16 protein-coding genes are annotated in these 17,178 nt (G+C 72.7%); 11 read left to right on the forward strand and 5 right to left on the reverse strand.

Features of this window, described 5'->3' with window-relative positions; translation table 11 throughout:
• The first annotated feature begins 52 nt into the window (after positions 1 to 52).
• The 6 genes from KB893_RS00375 to KB893_RS00400 are packed head-to-tail and all read left to right on the forward strand — an operon-like array spanning position 53 to position 6,564.
• Positions 53 to 1,825 carry a sensor histidine kinase gene (locus KB893_RS00375; RefSeq protein WP_425491082.1) on the forward strand — a complete coding sequence of 591 codons (1,773 nt, stop codon included), beginning with the start codon at positions 53 to 55 and terminating at the stop codon, positions 1,823 to 1,825.
• Positions 1,826 to 1,839: 14 nt separating this feature from the next.
• Positions 1,840 to 2,283 carry a response regulator gene (locus KB893_RS00380; RefSeq protein WP_213173292.1) on the forward strand — a complete coding sequence of 148 codons (444 nt, stop codon included), beginning with the start codon at positions 1,840 to 1,842 and terminating at the stop codon, positions 2,281 to 2,283.
• Between the two features lie 7 nt (positions 2,284 to 2,290).
• Positions 2,291 to 3,865, forward strand: a complete 1,575-nt coding sequence (locus KB893_RS00385) for an ATP-binding protein (protein WP_211926948.1) — start codon at positions 2,291 to 2,293, stop codon at positions 3,863 to 3,865.
• A 44-nt stretch (positions 3,866 to 3,909) separates the two neighbouring features.
• Positions 3,910 to 5,280: a glycosyltransferase gene (locus KB893_RS00390; protein ID WP_211926949.1), complete on the forward strand. Its 1,371-nt coding sequence runs from the start codon at positions 3,910 to 3,912 to the stop codon at positions 5,278 to 5,280.
• Positions 5,273 to 5,752, forward strand: a complete 480-nt coding sequence (locus tag KB893_RS00395) for a DUF2243 domain-containing protein (protein WP_211926950.1) — start codon at positions 5,273 to 5,275, stop codon at positions 5,750 to 5,752. The genes KB893_RS00390 and KB893_RS00395 overlap by 8 nt, the downstream gene beginning before the upstream one ends.
• Entirely contained in the window at positions 5,749 to 6,564 is an 816-nt protein-coding gene (locus KB893_RS00400) for a cytochrome c oxidase assembly protein (protein ID WP_211926951.1), read from the forward strand. Before KB893_RS00395 ends, KB893_RS00400 begins: the two co-directional genes overlap by 4 nt.
• A 12-nt stretch (positions 6,565 to 6,576) precedes the next feature.
• Here KB893_RS00400 and KB893_RS00405 read toward each other — a convergent pair whose 3' ends face one another.
• On the reverse strand, positions 6,577 to 8,349 hold the full coding sequence (locus KB893_RS00405) for a M14 family metallopeptidase (protein WP_211926952.1): 1,773 nt from the start codon (positions 8,347 to 8,349) through the stop codon (positions 6,577 to 6,579).
• Positions 8,350 to 8,484: 135 nt separating this feature from the next.
• Between KB893_RS00405 and KB893_RS00410 the strand changes: the two genes are divergently transcribed.
• Positions 8,485 to 9,153, forward strand: coding sequence for a glutathione S-transferase (locus KB893_RS00410; RefSeq protein WP_211926953.1), 669 nt, complete (start codon positions 8,485 to 8,487; stop codon positions 9,151 to 9,153).
• Positions 9,154 to 9,163: 10 nt separating this feature from the next.
• On the opposite strand, the gene KB893_RS00415 is transcribed toward KB893_RS00410, so the two are convergent.
• Positions 9,164 to 9,343, reverse strand: a complete 180-nt coding sequence (locus KB893_RS00415; RefSeq protein WP_211926954.1) for a hypothetical protein — start codon at positions 9,341 to 9,343, stop codon at positions 9,164 to 9,166.
• A gap of 256 nt (positions 9,344 to 9,599) precedes the next feature.
• Between KB893_RS00415 and KB893_RS00420 the strand changes: the two genes are divergently transcribed.
• On the forward strand, positions 9,600 to 11,291 hold the full coding sequence (locus tag KB893_RS00420) for an ABC1 kinase family protein (RefSeq protein WP_211926955.1): 1,692 nt from the start codon (positions 9,600 to 9,602) through the stop codon (positions 11,289 to 11,291).
• A gap of 64 nt (positions 11,292 to 11,355) precedes the next feature.
• The gene (locus KB893_RS00425) at positions 11,356 to 11,964 is read left to right on the forward strand and encodes a rhomboid family intramembrane serine protease (protein ID WP_211926956.1); all 609 of its coding nucleotides are present in this window, start codon (positions 11,356 to 11,358) and stop codon (positions 11,962 to 11,964) included.
• Positions 11,965 to 11,988: 24 nt separating this feature from the next.
• Here the strand turns inward: KB893_RS00425 and KB893_RS00430 are convergent, their stop codons facing one another.
• A complete protein-coding gene (locus tag KB893_RS00430) occupies positions 11,989 to 13,632 on the reverse strand; it encodes a serine hydrolase (RefSeq protein WP_211926957.1) in 1,644 nt (547 codons plus the stop codon).
• Positions 13,633 to 13,775: 143 nt separating this feature from the next.
• Between KB893_RS00430 and KB893_RS00435 the strand changes: the two genes are divergently transcribed.
• On the forward strand, positions 13,776 to 14,285 hold the full coding sequence (locus KB893_RS00435; RefSeq protein WP_211926958.1) for a Mut7-C RNAse domain-containing protein: 510 nt from the start codon (positions 13,776 to 13,778) through the stop codon (positions 14,283 to 14,285).
• A 6-nt stretch (positions 14,286 to 14,291) separates the two neighbouring features.
• On the opposite strand, the gene KB893_RS00440 is transcribed toward KB893_RS00435, so the two are convergent.
• Positions 14,292 to 15,548, reverse strand: coding sequence for a Gfo/Idh/MocA family protein (locus KB893_RS00440; RefSeq protein WP_213173293.1), 1,257 nt, complete (start codon positions 15,546 to 15,548; stop codon positions 14,292 to 14,294).
• Between the two features lie 279 nt (positions 15,549 to 15,827).
• On the opposite strand from KB893_RS00440, the gene KB893_RS00445 reads away from it, so the two are divergent.
• On the forward strand, positions 15,828 to 16,445 hold the full coding sequence (locus KB893_RS00445) for a trimeric intracellular cation channel family protein (protein ID WP_213173294.1): 618 nt from the start codon (positions 15,828 to 15,830) through the stop codon (positions 16,443 to 16,445).
• Positions 16,446 to 16,573: 128 nt separating this feature from the next.
• Here KB893_RS00445 and KB893_RS00450 read toward each other — a convergent pair whose 3' ends face one another.
• The gene (locus KB893_RS00450; protein WP_211928042.1) at positions 16,574 to 17,149 is read right to left on the reverse strand and encodes a DUF421 domain-containing protein; all 576 of its coding nucleotides are present in this window, start codon (positions 17,147 to 17,149) and stop codon (positions 16,574 to 16,576) included.
• Positions 17,150 to 17,178: the final 29 nt, after the last annotated feature.

Consider the following 17,178-nt stretch of genomic DNA (forward strand, 5'->3'; position numbering starts at 1 on the left):
GGCGCGCTTGCGTGGACGGACTGGGAGTACGGGGAGGCGAATGGCGGTCTCGGTGGCACAAGACGGTTTCCGGTTGCGGCTCGGCCTGCTCGCCGCCGCGGTGATCCTGATCGTCACCGTCCCGTTCTGGCTCAGTCGGCAGGAGACCGACCGCGCGCTGGCCTCGTCCGAGTGGGTCGCGCACACCAGCGAGGTGCGCAGCGCGCTCAACGACCTCCTCTACGGGATCCGCGACAGCGAGGCCGTGGTCTACCGCTACCGCCTCGGCCTGCTCGACACGCTCGACAGGGCGACGATTGCCCAGAACCGCGACAGCGTCCTCGAAGGCCTGCAGCGCGTGGCCCTGCTGACCCGCGACGATTCCAACCAGCAGGTCCGGGTCGGCGAGCTGCGCAGCATGCTGCAGGCGCGCCTGCGCCTGATCGACGAGGCGGTCGTGGCGATCGAGGCGGGCGACATCGCCGCGGCGGACGTGGCCATGATCACCGCGGTGCAGGAGTTCCCGTTCCGCCCGCTGGCCGAGAGCCTGCTCCGCGACGAGGAGGCGAAGCTGCAGCAGCGGGAGGCGGCCGCGGCCAGCAACGTCAAGCGACTCGACGTGATCAACGTCGTGGCGATGCTGCTGCAGCTGGCGCTGCTCGCGGTCGTGCTGATGCTGACCGAGCGCCAGCTGCGCCATCGCCTGGCCGCGGAGCGCGCCTCGCAGCAGGCGATCGCGCGCGCGCAGGCGATCTTCGAGACCGCGCGCGAGCCGATCGCGCTGATCGACGGCCAGCTCGACGTGGTCCTGCACAACGACGCCTTCGCCGAGTTCTACGGGCTCGACGAGGTGGCGCGCGACCAGCGCGTAGCGCTGGCCGACATCGCCGGCAACTGGTTCGATTCCGCCCTGCTGCAGCGCCTGAGCGACGTGCTCGGCCGCGACCGCGAGCTCTGGGACTACGAGCTGCGCCAGCTCAATGCCGAAGGCGCCGAGCGGGTGCTGCTGGTCAACGCGCGACGCATGCGCCTGCCCGACAGCGCCGACCGCGTCGCCCTGCTCACCACCGGCGACGTCACCGCGCTCAAGCGCGCGGAGGACGACGTCCGCGACCTCAACCGCCAGCTGGCCGGCCGCGTCGACCAGGTCACCGAGGTCAACCGCGAGCTCGAGGCCTTCAGCTATTCCGTCTCCCACGACCTGCGCGCGCCGCTGCGCCACGTCGGCGGCTTCGCCGACAAGCTGCGCCGCCACCTGGGCGAGGACGCGGACGAGAAGACCACGCACTACCTCAGGGTGATCGGCGACTCCGCCGCGCGCATGGCGGCGCTGATCGACGACCTGCTGGTCTATTCGCGCCTGGGCCGCGGCGCGATGCGGCTGCAACCGGTCGACATGCAGGCGGTGGTCGAGGAGACCCGCGCCATCGTCTCGGCCGACCTCGGCGAGCGCGACGTGCGCTGGCGGATCCAGCCGCTGCCGGTGGTGATGGGCGACGAGAACATGATGCGCGCGGTCTGGCAGAACCTGATGGGCAACGCGGTGAAGTACACGGCCAGGCGCGAGGTCGCCGAGATCGAGATCGGCGCGGCGCGCCGCGACGACGGCAGCCACGAGTTCTTCATCCGCGACAACGGCGCCGGTTTCGACATGACCTACGCCGACAAGCTCTTCGGCGTGTTCCAGCGCCTGCACAAGGCCAGCGAGTATCCCGGCACCGGTATCGGCCTCGCCAGCGTCCGCCGTATCCTCGCCCGCCATGGCGGGCGCATCGACGCCGAGGCCGCGCCCGAGGCCGGCGCCACCTTCCGCTTCACCCTGCCTGGCAACACCACCCACTCCTGAGAGACCGGCACCCTATGAGCAAGATCCTGCGTCCCATCCTGCTGGCCGAGGACAGCCCCGCCGACGCGGAGATGGCGATCGACGCGCTGAACGAGGCGCGCCTGGCCAACCCGATCGTGCATGTGGAGGACGGTGTCGAAGCGCTGGACTGGCTGTTCTCGCGCGGCGCGTTCGCCGACCGCGGCGACGAGATGCCGGCGGTGGTCCTGCTCGATATCAAGATGCCGCGCATGGACGGCCTCGAGGTCCTGCGCCAGATGCGCGACGACCCGCACCTGCGCAAGGTCCCGGTGGTGATCCTGTCCTCCTCGCGCGAGGAGAGCGACCTCGCCCGCAGCTGGGACCTCGGGGTCAACGCCTACGTGGTGAAGCCGGTCGACGTCGACCAGTTCTTCCGCGCCGTGCAGACCCTCGGCCAGTTCTGGGCCGTGCTCAACGAAAGCCCGCTGGAGCTCTGACCCGGCCATGATGCGCCGCCTGCTCGAGGTCCATCCCGGCACCATCCGCGTCCTGCACCTGGAGGACGATCCCCAGGACGCGGAGCTGATCGCGGATCTGCTGCGCGAGGACGGGCTCGACGTCGAGGTCCGCTGCGTCGAGGACGAGGCGGGCCTGCGCGCGGCGCTGGCCGACTTCCAGCCGGACATCGTGCTGTCCGACCTCGCCATGCCCGGCTTCAGCGGGCATGCGGCGCTGGCGATCGTGCGCGAGGCCAGCCCGCGCATGCCGTTCCTGTTCGTGTCGGGGACGATGGGCGAGGAGACCGCGATCGAGGCGCTGCGCCAGGGCGCGACCGACTACATCCTCAAGAACCAGCCGGCGCGGCTCGGCGCCGCGACCCAGCGTGCCCTGATCGAGGCGGCCGAGCAGCGTGCGCGCGACCAGGCCGAATCGGAACTGGTGCGCTCGCAGCGCTACGAGAGCCTGGCGCTGCTGGCCGGCGGACTGTCGCACGACCTGCGCAACATCCTGCAGCCGCTGCTGATCGCGGCGCCGATGATCGCCGAGCGGGCCGGCACCGATCCCAGCGTCAGGAAGTTCGCGACCATGATCGAGACCTGCGCCAAGCGCGGGATGGACATGGTCGCGTCGATGCTGTCGTTCGCCCGCGGCGCGCGTCAGATCAATCCGCACCTGGTGGTCGCGCAGCTGTTCCGCGCCACCGACCTGCTGCTGCAGGGCACGCGGCCGCGCACGATGGCGCTGGAGATCGAGGTCGAGGACGAGGACCTGTCGGTCGCCGGCAACGAGACCGAGCTGCAGCAGTGCCTGCTCAACCTCTGCCTGAATGCGATCCAGGCCATGCCGCCGGACGGCACCCTGACCCTGGCCGCCGGGCGCAGCGAACTCGGCCGCGGCGACATCCTCGAGGACGAGGCGGCGGTTCCGGGCGAGTACGTCCGGCTGTCGGTGATCGACACCGGCATGGGCATGAGCGAGGAGGTGCGCGCGCGCCTGTTCACCCCGTTCTTCACCACCAAGGAGGGCGGCACCGGCCTCGGACTGCTGTCGTGCCGCCGGATCGTGGAGAACCACCAGGGCGTGCTGCGCGTGCACAGCCGGCCCGGCATGGGCACGCGCTTCGACATCCATCTGCCGCTGAGGAACGTGCTGCCCGCGGCGGCGCAGGAGCGCGCCTTCGACGGCGCCGGCCGTCACGTGCTGGTGGTGGGCGAGGAGGCATCGCGGCTGTCGATCATCGCCGACGGCCTGCGCCTGCATAACTACCGCTGCACGGTGATGCGCAGCGGTGCGGCGGCGCTGGTGTTCCTGGACGACGCTCCGCCGGCAGACGGCGAGGGCGGTGGCCCGCCGGACGCCATCGTGCTCGACAGCGAGATGCAGCTGCTGCCGGTGGGGCGCGTGCTGACCGAGCTGCGCTACCGGCACTACGAGGGTTCCGTGGTGCTGGCGGGCGATCCCGGCGAGCTGCCGGAGTCGGCGCGTTCGGGCCTGGCGCTGCTGAGCGTCGAGCGCGCGCTGGCGATGCCCGAGCTGCTCGCGGCGCTGGAGCGCGGCAAGGACGCGACCGCGGGCTGAGCCGCTCACGGGGCGCTGGCGCCGGTGCCGGCAGGCTCGGTCGCATGGCCGGCGCCCCTCCGTCCCGCATCCTGTTCGCCACCGTCGGCTCCCTCGGCGACCTGTTTCCGTTCCTGGCGGTCGGGCGGGCGCTGGCCGCCCGCGGGCATGCGGTGACGGTGGCGAGCCACGCCGTGCACGCGCCGCACGTCGCCGCCGCCGGGCTCGACTTCGTCGCCGCCGGCACGCTGTCCGCGGAGGCGGCCGCCGGCCATGTCGAGCACGCCTTCGCGCCGCTGCGCGGGCCGCGCTTCCTGGTCGACCTGGTCGCGCGCGATGCCGGGCCGGCGTATGCGGCCATCGAGCCCGTCGCGCGCGAGGCGGCGCTGATCGCGACCAGCAGCCTCGCGTTCGCCGGACAGGTCGCGGCCGAGCGCTGGGCGCGACCGTGGATGTCGGCGGTGCTGTCGCCGATGGTGTTCCTGTCGGCGCACCAGTTCCCGCCGCTGGGTCCGTTCACGCCGCTGCATCGCGGCACGCATCCCGCGCGCGCGCAGGGACACATGCTGCGCTGGCTCGCGCAGCACGGCACCGCGGGCTGGACGCGGCCGCTGCGCCGGCTCCGGGCACGCCTCGGCCTGCCGGTGCGCAACCCGCGGGGCAATCCGCTGTTCGATGCGCAGCACGGACCCGACGGCGTGCTCGCCCTGTTTCCCGAGGCCTTCGCGCCGCCGCAGCCGGACTGGCCGCCGGGCACCGACTGCACCGGCTTCGCGCTGTACGACAGCGACCTGCCGATGCCGGACGCGGTGCGCGGCTTCCTCGCCGCCGGACCGCCGCCGCTGGTGTTCACCCTGGGCTCGGCGGCGGTCGCGGTCGCCGGCCGCTTCTTCCACGAGAGCGTGCGCGCGGCACGCGCGGTCGGCAGGCGGGCGCTGCTGGTCGGCGCCGGCGCGCACGCGGCGGTGCCGGCGGGTGCCGACGACCTGATGGCGGTGGATGCGGTGCCCTACGAACGCGTGTTCCCGCATGCGGCCGTCCTCGTGCATCAGGGCGGCATCGGGACCTGCGCACGGGCCCTGCAGGCCGCGCGACCGATGCTGGTGGTGCCGCACGGCTTCGACCAGCCCGACAACGCCGCGCGCCTGACCGCGCTGGGCGTGGCGCGGGCGCTGCCGGCGCGTCGCTACGGCGCCGAACGCGCTGCCGCCGAACTGCGCAGCCTGCTGAGGGAGCCGGGCTTCGCCAAGCGCGCGCGCCGCGGCGCGGCGATGACCGCGCCCGACGGCGCGACGGCCGCCGCCGACCGGATCGAGGCGACGCTGCGGCGGAACGCCGGCGCCGGCAGTGCAGGCGAGGCCGTCGCCTCGACATCGGCTGCACGACGACAGCCCGACTCTGGCGGTTCCGCCGGACCGCCACGACACCATGGGTGAGCCGTTCGTCCCGAACGATGCGCATGCCCCCGTCCGCACCCTGCGCGCAGCGGCGGTCCTGGGGGTGGGGCTGATGGCGGCGGTCGACGAGATCGTGTTCCACCAGATCCTGGCCTGGCACCACTTCTTCGACCGTTCCACGCCCGCCATCGGCCTGCTCTCCGACGGCCTGCTGCACTCGGCGGAGCTGATCCTTCTGGTCGCCGGCTTCTTCCTCCTCGGCGAGCTGCGCCAGCGCGGGATGCTGGTGCGGCGCGCGGTCTGGGCGGGCCTGTTCCTGGGCGCGGGCGGCTTCCAGCTGTTCGACGGCCTGGTGGACCACAAGCTGCTGCGCCTGCACCAGGTCCGCTACGTCGAGCCGCTGTGGCCCTACGACCTGGCCTGGAACGGCGGCGCCCTGGTGCTGCTGGCGATCGGCCTGGTGCTCGCCCGGCGCGTACGGCGCGAAGCGGGCGGGAGCCGGGGAGCTTGAACCAGCACGCGCACGCCGCGGCGCCGGACGCGGCCGCGGCGCTGTTCGTGCTCCTGGTCGTGGTGCCGCTGCTGGCCCTGGGCGGCTACCTGGTGCTGGTGCTGCGCGAGCGCCGCGCGGGGCGCTGGTCGCGATGGCGGACGGCGGCCTTCGCCGGCGGCGTGCTGCTGGTGGTCGCGGTGATGGCGGGGCCGGTCGCGGCCTGGGCGCACCACGACCTGCGCGGCCACATGCTGCAGCACCTCGTGCTCGGCATGTTCGCGCCGCTCGGGCTGGTGCTCGGCGCGCCGGGCACGCTGCTGCTGCGGGCGCTGCCGGCGGTCGCGGCGCGGCGGGTGGTCGGCTTCTTCGGGGCGCCGCCGCTGCGCGTGCTGGTGCATCCGCTGACCGCGCTCCTGCTCGACATCGGCGGCATGTACGTGCTCTACCTCACGCCGCTGTTCGCGCTGGGCATGTCCGACCCGGTGCTGCACGTGCTGCTGCACGTCCATTTCCTGGTCTCCGGCTACCTCTTCGCCTGGGCCATCGCCGGTCCCGATCCGGCGCCGCACCGCCCGGGCGCGGCGATGCGGCTGGCGGTGCTGTTCGTCGGCACCGCCGCGCACGCGAACCTCGGCAAGCTCATGTACGGCTACGGGTTCCCGCGCGGTACCGGCGTCGGGAGGGCCGAGCTCGAATCCGCGGCGCAGTGGATGTACTACGGCGGCGACCTCGCCGAACTGCTGCTGACGGTGGCCTTCTTCGCCGCCTGGTTCGCCCGCCGCCGGCGGCGCGACCGTGGCGGCGCCGGGCCGGACCTCGCGCCGGCGTGAGCGCCCGCGCCCTTACTCGAGCGGCCGCTCGACCCTGAGCACGGGATAGAGGTCGAGGCGCTCGTCCCAGGCGCTGTGGCGGCGATAGAAGAAGTCGAGCCGCGCCTGCGGGTCGGCGGCGAAGCCCGGATCCCGCAGCCTGGCCTCGAACGCGCGGCGCACGGCCGGGTCGCGCAGCATGTCGCGGGCGACGTCCTCGGCCACGTAGTCCTCCATGTATTCCTTGCGCTCGAAGGCGTTGTTGAACTCGCCCCAGGCGGCCAGCGAATCCGGCGCCTGCGGTTCCAGCAGGGCCATCGCCAGGCGCGCGCGCGGCTGCGCGATCGGCACGAACAGCGCACCCGCGCCGACGTCCTGGGCCTCGGGTGCCCAGCCGCCGGCGAGGGTCGCACGCTGGTGGCCCTCGAACGGACGCGCGCCGAACGCCACCGAAGTGGCGCGGAAGACCTCGGTCGCGGCCTGCGGATGCGCGCCCTGCAGGGTCGAGAAGATCACCCCATGGTGGCGAAGCTTCTCGCCGACCCAGGCGGCGTGCGCGGCGGGGACGACATAGCCCGCCCCCGGCGCTGCCACCTCGACGCTGGGTTCGACCGCGGTGCGCAGCGGCACGCGCCAGACCTGCGGCGTCGTTTCGTCGTAGCGGGTCATGGTCGCGCCCGAGACGTCGGACGGCGTCCGCGTGTAGGCATAGCCGCGGAATTCGATTGTCCGCGCCGGGCCTGCGACGGCCCAGTCCAGCGGCACCGGGGTGCCGGCGAGCGCCTGCGCGCGGCGATCGGCGGCCTGCGCGACCCGGCGCCAGCGCGCGCCATGCTCGGCCATCAGCTCGAGCACCGCGACGATGGTGTTGCGGGTGGTGCGCACGCGCTCTGGGTAGGGCTTCCAGCTGTGCGTCTCCACCAGCATGCCGAGCCGGTTGGCGAGCACCATGAAGCCGTTGGAGAACCGCGGCGTCGGCACGCCGTCCTCGAAGCCCGAGGACGGGTCGTCGCCGACGACGAAGGAGGGATAGAAGTCCAGCGGCAGCGAGCCCTCGTCGCGCAGCGCCGCGATGACACCGTCGCGGAACTGCCGCCCGACCTCGCGCAGCGGCACGTCGCCGGATTTCACCGGCTCGACCTGGATCGAGACGTCGTGCTCGAACTGGGCGCCATCGGTGGCGTGCAGGTCGACCAGCGCGAGCACGTCCCAGCGCCGCATCAGGGCCAGCATCGCCTGCATCTCCGGCGCGTCGGCCTTGAGGTAGTCGCGGTTGAGGTTGAGGTTCTGCGCGGTCGTGCGCCAGCCCATCTCCTCGGGGCCGCGCTGGTTCGGGCGGTTCCAGGCGGCGAAGCGCTCGTGGCCGTCGACGTTGAACACCGGCACGAACAGCAGCACCTGGCGCCCGAGCGCGCCCGGCGCCGCCTCGCCGTCCAGGAGCTGGCGCAGGGCGAGGAAGCCGGCGTCCTTGCCGTCGATCTCGCCGGCGTGGATCCCGCCCTGGATCAGGGTGACCGGCAGGCCCTGCGCCTGTGCGGCCTCCGGCGTCAGCGCACCGCTGCGGCTGGCGACCAGGACCAGCATCGGCCGGCCCTCGGGGGTGGTGCCGAAGCGCTCGCAGCGCACCGCGTCGGGATGCCGCGCGGCGAAGGCCTCGCACAGCGCGATCGTCTCCTCGTAGCGGCCGGTGCGCTGGAATCCGGAGCGTTCGGCCACGGTGGTCAGCGGCGCATCGGCGGCAGGCGCGGCGACCGGCAGCAGGAGGGAGGCGGCGAGGGCGGCGGCGAGCACGGTGCGTGGCTGCATGGGCGGCGGGCTGGATGGGGACGGACCGGCCATGGTACGTGCCCGTGCGGGCGGGTGCGGCCCGGACGCGCCGTCGCCCGCGCATCACCGCACCGCCGTATCCTGCGCGGCCCTGGCCTGCCGCGGAGTCCGCCGATGATCGTCGTCCATCACCTCGACAACTCGCGCTCGCAGCGCGTCGTCTGGCTGCTGGAGGAGCTCGGCCTCGACTATTCGATCCGCGAGTACAGGCGCGGCAAGGACATGCGCGCGCCCGAGTCGCTGAAGCAGGTGCACCCGCTGGGCAAGGCGCCGGTGCTGGAGGACGGCGGCGTGGTCGTCGCCGAGTCCGGGGCGATCATCGAGTACCTGCTGCAGCGCTACGACACGGAAGGGCGGCTGGCGCCGCCGCGCGACAGCGAGGACGGGCGGCGCTTCACCTACTGGCTGCACTTCGCGGAGGGCTCGCTGATGCCGCCGCTGCTGCTCACCCTGGTGTTCGGTCAGGTCAAGGCCAGGGCGCCGGCGCTGGTGCGGCCGATCGCGCGCGGCATCGCCGACAAGGTGCTGGGCGGGTTCGTCCGCCCGCAGCTGTCCGCGCAGTTCGACTTCATGGAACGCACGCTGGCCGGGCAGGCCTGGTTCGCCGGCGAGCGCTTCAGCGCCGCCGACATCCAGATGAGCTTCCCGCTGGAGGCCGCGGCCGCCCGCGGCGGCCTCGACCAGCGCTACCCGCACCTGCGCGGGTTCCTGGCGCGGATACGCGAGCGGCCCGCGTGGAAGCGGGCCGCTGAGAAGGGTGGAGAGTTCGGCGCACTCGGCTGAGCGCGGTGCTTCAGGCGCCGCTTTCCGGCTTCTTGTCGCCGACGCCGCCTTCGGGATTCTCGAAGTTCTTCGCCGGCTTCGGCGCCGGCTGCTGGGCCTCGTCCCTGGTGCCCGCCTCCTCTTCGGCGTAGCCGGGATTCTGGTCCTTGCGGTGGTCGGTGGAGATGCCGGGTGCGGGGGGCTTGTTCATGGGCTGCCTCGTCGAAATCGCCGCGGGGAGGGCGGCACGTCGCATGCTGGGACGGGGGGCGTGGGCGGTGCGTCAGTGCGCGGCGACGTTGACGGGACGCTCGCCCGTGCGCTGCCATCGTGCCCGGCGCCCGCCCACCCCGGCGCACTGGAGCAACGATGCGCGACGCCCGCATGCGCCCGACCCGATCCGTGCACGGCCACCGCCGTGCTCCCGTCTCCGGTTCCACCGGACCTTCCATGGCCGGGGGAACGCCATGAGCGACAACGGCAATCCCAGCGGCATGCGCCGCTACCTCGACATCGCGCGGCTCCTGATGCGCTACCGCAAGGCCGGGCTGTTCAACGGCCTGAGCCTCGACGACGCGGCCCTGGCCGCGACCGTCGAGGGCGAGGCCCAGGCGCCGGAAGAACCCGGGCAGCTCGCTGCCGACCTCGAGGCGCTCGGTCCCACCTTCATCAAGCTCGGGCAGTCGCTGTCGACCCGGCCCGACCTGGTGCCGCCGCCCTACATGGCGGCTCTGGAACGCATGCAGGACGACGTCGCCCCGGTGCCGTTCGAAGCGATCCGCGAGCAGGTCGAGAGCGAGCTCGGAGTGCGCCTGAGCAAGGCGTTCGAGACGTTCGACGAGAAGCCGCTGGCCGCCGCTTCGCTGGCGCAGGTGCACGCGGCGACCCTCCGCGGTGGGCGGCGGGTGGCGGTCAAGGTCCAGCGGCCCGGCATCGACGGCATCATCCGCAGCGACCTCGCGCTGCTGGCGCGCCTGGCGGGCACGGTCGACCGGGTCTCGGATGTCGGCCGCCGCTACCGCTTCGCCGACTGGGTGGCGGAGTTCCGCAAGACCCTGGTCGCCGAGCTCGACTACCGGATCGAGGCCGAGAACCTCGCGCGCTTCGCCGAGAACCTCGAGAGCTATCCCGAGCTGCGCGTGCCCAGGCCGGTGTGGGACCTGAGCAGCACGCGGGTGCTGACCATGGACCTGCTCGACGGGGCCAAGATCACCCGCGTCGCCGACCTCAGGCGCATGGAGGAACCGCTGGAGCGGCTGGCCGAGACGCTGATGCGGGCCTACCTGGACCAGGTGTTCGTGCACGGCCTGATCCACGCCGATCCGCATCCCGGCAACGTGCTGCTGATGCAGGACAACACCCTGGCGCTGCTCGACCTGGGCATGGTCGCGCACGTGCCGCCGCGCATGCGCGACCGCCTGCTCAAGCTGATCCTGGCTGCGGTCGACGACCGCGGCGAGGAGGTCGCAGAGCTGTTCATGGCGATCGGCACGCGGCTGCAGGACTTCCGCGAGACCGAGTTCATCCGCGAGGCCGGGCGCCTGATCGCGCAGTACTGCAACCTGTCGGACTCCGATCTCATGTCCGAAGGACGGATGGTGATGGAGCTGACCCGGGTGGGCGCGGCGCACGGCCTGCGCACGCCGCCGGAGCTGACCCTGCTGGCCAAGACCCTGCTCAATCTCGAGGCGGTGTCGCGCGCGCTCGGCCCCGAGATGAACGTGCGCCGCGTGGTCGAGCAGCACCTGCAGAGCGTGATGCGCAAACGCATGATGCGCTCGTTCTCGCCCTCGGCGATCGCCAGCGAGATGATGGAGATGCAGGAACTCACCCGCGACATGCCGCGGCGGGTGTCCTCGATCCTGAACCTGCTCTCCGAGAACCGGCTGCGCGTGCACCTGGCCGGGCTCGAGGAGACCTACCTCATGGAGAGCCTGCAGAAGATCGCCAACCGCATCTGCGCGGGCGTGATCATCGCGGCGCTGATCGTGGGCGCGGCGATGATGATGAGCGTCGACACCGACCTCCGCCTGTTCGGCTATCCGGCGCTGGCGCTGGCGCTGTTCCTGCTGGCGGCGGCCTTCGGCGTGGTGCTGGTGGCGACGATGCTGTTCACCGACCGCAAGGCGCGCCCGCGCGAACGCAGCGGCCCGGGCTGAGGGCGCGGCGGCCGGCCGGTCTCCAGTAGACTTGCCGGCCGCTCCTACGGGCCTCGTCCAGCGCATGTTCGTCACCCTCGGCATCATCGTCGTCACCTGCGCGGTGACCATCCTCGGCTGGAAGAACCCGCGGCTGATCGCGCGCCTGATCCTGTGGCCGCCGGCGGTGCGCAAGGCGCACCAGTACGACCGCCTGGTGACCTCGGGCTTCATCCACGCCGACGTCGCCCACCTCGCGTTCAACATGATCACGCTGTTCTTCTTCGGCCGCATCATGGAGCAGGTGCTGGGCCAGCTGATCGGGCCGGTAGGCTTCGCGCTGTTCTACCTGAGCGCGCTGCTGGTCTCCTCGCTGCCGAGCTACCTCAAGCACCGCGCCGACCCGAACTACCGCAGCCTCGGCGCCTCCGGCGCGGTGACCTCGGTGCTGTTCGCCTTCATCCTGGTCGACCCGTGGTCGCTGATCTTCGTGTTCTTCCTGCCGGTGCCGGCGATCGTCTACGCCGTGTTCTACGTCGGCTACAGCATCTACATGGACCGCAAGGGCGGCGACAACATCAACCACAGCGCGCATCTGGCCGGCGCGATCTACGGCGTGCTGTTCATGCTGCTGCTGGAGCCGCGCGTCCTCGGGCACTTCCTGAGCGTGCTGGCCCAGCCGCGGTTCGGCTGAGCCGGCAGGCGCGGCCGCACGGGCTCAGCCCGCGTCGGCGTCGGCGTCCCCGCTCCCGACCGGCGCCAGGCGCAGGTCCTGGAAGTCGAAGCTGAAGTCGGTGAGCGGCGAGACGGGTTCCATGCGCGCCTCGCGAATGGCGCCGTCGGGCGTCAGCGCGAAGCTCAGGAACGCATCGGCGTTGAGCTGGCGGTCTCGCCAGCGCACCAGGAAGGTGTCGTGCTGCCAGTGCTCGAGGTCGCCGACGAGCTGGGCGGTCTTCGAGAAGCGGATCGCCAGGCCCGTGCCGCTGCGTTCGACGCGGACGTCGCCGTACCAGGGATCGCGGTAGGTGCCGGCGTAGTCGGCGAGCGGAAGCGACGGCTCGGAATCCGCATCGCGCGCGGCGAGGTGCCGCTCCCAGTCGGCCGTGGCCTCCTCCTGCTGCCTGCCGAGCCCGGCGGCATAGGCGGCGGTCCAGTCGGTGTCCGGCGCACCCAGCATCGCGTCGAGCGCGCGCATGGTGACCGCCTGGAACGCGGCGCCGGCCTCGGCGTTGGTCAACACGACGATGCCGATCTTCCTCGACGGCACCAGGGTCACCCGCGAGACCATGCCGGGCCAGCCGCCGGTGTGCCAGACCAGCTTCTCCCCGCGGTAGTCGGAGATGTTCCAGCCCTCGCCGTAACCGAGGAAGTTCGGCGTCGCCGCGGCCAGCGCCGGCACCTGCGGGGGCCGGATCGCGCGCGGCGTGACCACGGTCCACATCGCCTCGTGCCGCGCCTGGCTGAAGAGACGGCGGGCGCCGTCGCCTTCGCCCTCGATCACGCCGCCGTCGAGCTGCACGCGCATCCAGGTGGCGAGGTCGTGCACGCTGGAATAGATGCCGCCGGCGCCGGCGACGTTGGACCAGGTCATCGGCGCGACCGGGGCGAGGTCGGTGAAGTCGGCCCTGGCGTGGCCGGTCGCGGCGGCGTCGCCGGGGCGCAGGTGGTCGGCGTTGAAGCGGGTCTCGTCCATGCCCAGCGGCTCGAAGATCCGCGTGCGCAGGAACTCGGCGTAGGACTGCCCGCCGACCGTCTCGATCACCTGCTGGGCGACGCCGTAGAGGATGTTGTCGTAGGCGTAGCCGGCGCGGAACCCGCCGGCCAGCGGCACGTGGGCGAGGCGCTCGACCACCTCGCGGTTGCTGTAGCTGGTGGTCGGCCAGTAGAGCAGGTCGCCGGCGCCGAGGCCGAGGCCGCTGTGGTGCACCAGCAGATCGCGCAGGCGCATCTCGCGGGTCACGTAGGCATCGGCCATGCGGAACCAGGGCAGGTGGTCGATCACCCGGTCGTCGAGGGACAGCCGGCCCTCGTCGGCGAGGATCGACAGGGACGCCGAGGTGAAGGCCTTGGTGTTGGAGGCGATCGCGAACAGCGTGTGCGCGTCGACCGGCGCCGGCTTGCCCAGCTCGCGCACGCCCCAGCCGCGTTCGAGCACGGTGCCCTCCGCATCGATGATCGCGACCGCGATACCGGGTACGTCGAAGGTCTCCTGGACGCCGGCGACGTAGGCGTCGAACCCGGCGAGGCCGGCGGGGACGGGCGCCGTGGCGTGGGCGGACGGCGCGTCCTGGGCCGCTGCGGCAAACGCGCAGGGCCCGGCGAGGAGCACGCAGAGGAGGGCGGGGCGGAGCAGGTCGGGCATCGGCGGGCACCTGAGGGCGGACCCGGCACCTTAACGCCACGCCCGCAGACCCGTACGGCCGGAAGGTCATGCCCGCGATCGACGCCGGGCCCACGTCCCGCGGCCCAGTATGGGCCACCGCGACGGCGGCGCAGGAGCGGAGCGTGGATCGAGGTCGGGACGTGCAGTCGCCGCCGGCGCAGGGCGGTGCGGCCTTCCTGGCCGACGCCATGCTCGCCCGGCTCGCGCGCTGGCTCAGGACGCTCGGCTGCGACACCCTGCTCGAACCGCAGCGTCCGGACCGCGAGCTGGTCGCGATCGCCGCGTGCGAGGACCGCGTGCTGCTGACCCGCGACCGCCACCTCGTCGCCTTCCTGCGGCCGGCGAAGGTGTTCATCCCCGCCAGCGACGTACCGTTGGAGCAGCTCGCGGAGGTCGTCGCCCACTGTGCGCTGCCGGCGCCCACGGAGCTGTTCACCCGCTGCCTGGTCTGCAACGCACCGCTGCGCGCGGCCACCGCGGAGGAGGCCGCCGCGCACGTGCCGCCGACGGTGCAGGGTTCGCCCGACCCGGTGCGGCGCTGTCCCGGCTGCGGCCGCGTCTACTGGCAGGGCTCGCACACCCGCCGCATGCGCGAGGCGCTGTGGCGGGCCCTGCCGGAGTGGGCGCCGTGAGCGCCCTCAGGCCTGCTTGAGCGCCTCGACGATGGCGTAGCCGCGCAGCAGCTCCTCGCGGCTGCGGCGGTAGTCGGACTCGAACGGCATCGTCCGCCCGCTGCGCGCCGCCTCGTAGATCGCAAGCATCAGGCGCACGTCCTGGCGGCCTTCCGCGCCGGGCGTCTTCGGCGTGGTGTCCGCGCGGATGCATTCGCAGAGGTGGTCGATCTCCTGCGCGAACTGGTTGTCCTCGCGCAGCCCCAGCTCGCGGGTGCCGTCCTTCGAACTCACCGACAGCGAGTGCCGGTAGTAGTCGGTGGCCGGCTCCATGGTCAGCACCGCATCCGCGCCGACCGCAGTGGCGCGGTTCATGCTGGCGGTGCTGAACCCGCTGGAGCAGTTGGCGATCACGCCGCTGGGGAACTCGAGGCGGAACAGCACCAGGTCCTCGACCTCCCTGAAGCGCGGGTCGGAGGCGTCGGAGTGGATGCTCGCGGAGATCCGCACCGGCTCCTCGCCGGAGAGGTAGCGCGCGGCGTTGAGACTGTAGATGCCGATGTCGAACAGCGAGCCGCCGCCGGCCATCTCCTTCTGCAGCCGCCACTGGTCGGCCGGCTCCTCGGGATTGGTGTTGCGCGAATGCGCCGAGGTGATGTACTTCAGCGCGCCCAGCTCGCCGTCCTGGATCATGCGGATCGCCTCCAGGTTGTGCGCCTGGTACTGCGCGCGGTAGGCGATCATCAGCTTGCGCCCGGCGCGGTCGGCGGCCTCGATCATCGCGTCGCATTCGGCGACCGTCGGCGCCATCGGCTTCTCGCACAGCACGTGCTTGCCGGCTTCGAGCGCGCGGATGGTGTAGTCGGCATGCAGCGCGGGCGGCAGCACGATGTAGACCACGTCGATGGCGTCGTTCTCGGCGATGCGGTCGAAGTCGTCGTAGCCGTAGATGTTGTCGTCCTCGACGCCGTAGTGCCCGGCGACCTCGCGCGCCTTGTCGCGATTGCCGCTGACCAGCGCCACCAGCCTGGCGTGCTTGCTGTCGGCGAACGACGGCAGCATCTGGTTGAGCGCGAAGTTGCCCAGGCCCACCACCGCCCAGCCCAGCCGCCGCTGCGGACCGGCCGGCAGCGGACGCGCAAGCTCCGGCATCGGCTGCCCGCTGGCGCGCTCGGGCACCCGCGTCTGCGCGCCGGCCGCGCCGAGCGCGGAGGCGGCGAGGAGGGACCCGCCGGCACCCTGGAGCAGGCGACGGCGCAGGAGGTCGGGGGCCACGGCGTTCATGCGGGCGCTCTCGGCGGGACGGGGGCGATCGACTGTGGGTGCGCGGGCGTGACTGTGGTGTCGGGCTCGGGGTGGGGGATGGGGAAGCGGGGATGGGGAAGCGGGAATGGGACTGGGGAACAGGGAACAGGGAACAGGGAATGGGGGATGGGGGATGGGGATGGGGAGCGGGGAATGGGGATTGGGGAATGGGGCGGCCTCGCCCGGGCCCGGACCGGGCTGGTGGGTGCATGCGGCGGACGGGGCCGGCATGCTGGCGCGCCCCGCATGTGCCCGCCCATGGATCTCTTCCTCGTCGTCCTGGATCTGGTCGGCTCGTTCGTCTTCGCCATCAGCGGGGCGACGGTCGGCGTGCGCCACCGCCTCGACCTGTTCGGCGTGCTGGTGCTGTCGTTCGCGGCCGCGGTGTCGGGTGGGATCGCGCGCGACGTGCTGATCGGCGCGGTGCCGCCCGCCGCCTTCGCCGATTGGCGCTACCTCGGCGTGGCGATCCTGGCAGGCGCGATCACCTTCTTCCGCTACGAGGACATCGAGCGGCTGCGCAACCCGGTGCAGCTGTTCGACGCGGCGGGCCTGGCGCTGTTCGCGGTGGCCGGCGCCACCAAGGCGCTGGCCTGGGGCCTGCATCCGGTGATGGCGGTCCTGCTCGGCATGCTTTCGGGCATCGGCGGCGGCATCGCCCGCGACATGCTGGTCGCGCAGGTGCCGGTGGTGCTGCGTGCGGAGCTCTACGCGGTGGCCGCCGCGCTGGGGGCGGCGGTCGCGGTACTGGGCGCCTGGCTGGCGCTGCCGCCGGCGGCGGGCATGGTCGCCGGCGCACTGCTGTGCTTCGGGCTGAGGTTCATGGCGATTCGCCACGGCTGGTCGCTGCCGGTCCCGCGACCGCGCGAGCCCTGAGAACCTCCTGCCCGCCTGGATCCATTCGGACGCGCCCCGAAGGCGATCCGCGCAGCCTGCCGGCACTGCGGCCGCGCCGCCCGAGCACGCTCACGGAAGGCGGGCGGCCAGCGAACCCTCGTTGCCTGTCAGCCGTGCGTGCTGGCGCGCGGCAGCGCGGTGCCATCGCGCTCTCGATCCCGACCGGCCTGCGGAACTCCGGTCAGCGCCGCATCGTCGGCGCCGTCCGCGTCCGCGGGGATGACGCTGAAGGTGCCGTCGGTCTCCAGCACCACCGCATGGGCCCGGGCGACGCCGCCGGTGCCGGCGGCACGGACGGCGGCGCGCAGGTCGTCCTCGTTGACGCGCGCCCGGCGCATCGCGTCCTCCAGGAGGGCGCCGCGGTGCACGAGCAGGACCGGTTCGCCGGTCACCACGCGCCGCACCCAGGGCAGGCGCACGCTCGACCAGGTGACCGCGAACTGCATGGCCACCAGCAGCGCGAACGCCAGCAGGCCCTGCGCGAGGCTGACGTCCTTGCTCAGCAGGATGGTGGCGAGCGTCGAGCCGAGCGCGACCGTCACCACCAGGTCGAAGGCGTTCATCTTCGCCAGCGTGCGCGCCCCCGACATCCGCAGCAGGATGACGAGCCCGGCATAGGCCAGCACGCCGACCAGCGCCGTGCGCGCCAGCGGCTGCCAGCCGTCGAACAGCATGGGGTCCATCGGTGCCTCCCGGTCTCGCGACACGCGTC

The organism is Coralloluteibacterium stylophorae (genome assembly GCF_018122625.2).
Classification (GTDB): domain Bacteria; phylum Pseudomonadota; class Gammaproteobacteria; order Xanthomonadales; family Xanthomonadaceae; genus Coralloluteibacterium; species Coralloluteibacterium stylophorae.